Below are 327 nucleotides of genomic sequence, written 5' to 3'. Positions count from 1 at the left end.
TCGTGGGTGGGGGTTTGGGTGTCGAGGGTTTCTTCGATGGCGGGGGTGAGGACGGGGTGGGGGCTGATTTCGATGTAGGCGTGGTGGCCGTGGGTGGCGAGGTCGCGGATGGTGGGTTCGAGGAGGACGGGTTGGCGCAGGTTGGTGTACCAGTAGTCGGCGTCGAGTCGGGTGGTGTCGAGTCGGTTGCCGCTGACGGTGGAGTGGAAGGGGATGTCGGCGGGTTTGGGTGTGATGCCGGCGAGTTGTTGGGCGAGGTGGTCGCGGAGTTGTTCGACGTGGTGGGTGTGGGAGGCGTAGTCGACGTCGATGCGGCGGGCGCGGATC

General features: G+C 66.4%; 1 protein-coding gene. It reads right to left on the bottom strand.

Features of this window, described 5'->3' with window-relative positions; genetic code table 11:
• Positions 1 to 327 (bottom strand): acyltransferase domain-containing protein (locus OP86_RS32675; protein ID WP_033334544.1); only part of this gene is annotated, 327 nt, incomplete at both ends.

The organism is Streptomyces novaecaesareae (assembly GCF_000716875.1).
Classification (GTDB): domain Bacteria; phylum Actinomycetota; class Actinomycetes; order Streptomycetales; family Streptomycetaceae; genus Kitasatospora; species Kitasatospora novaecaesareae.
The sequence above is the reverse complement of the archived record's forward strand: the minus strand, read 5'-3'. Positions and strand labels throughout refer to the sequence as shown.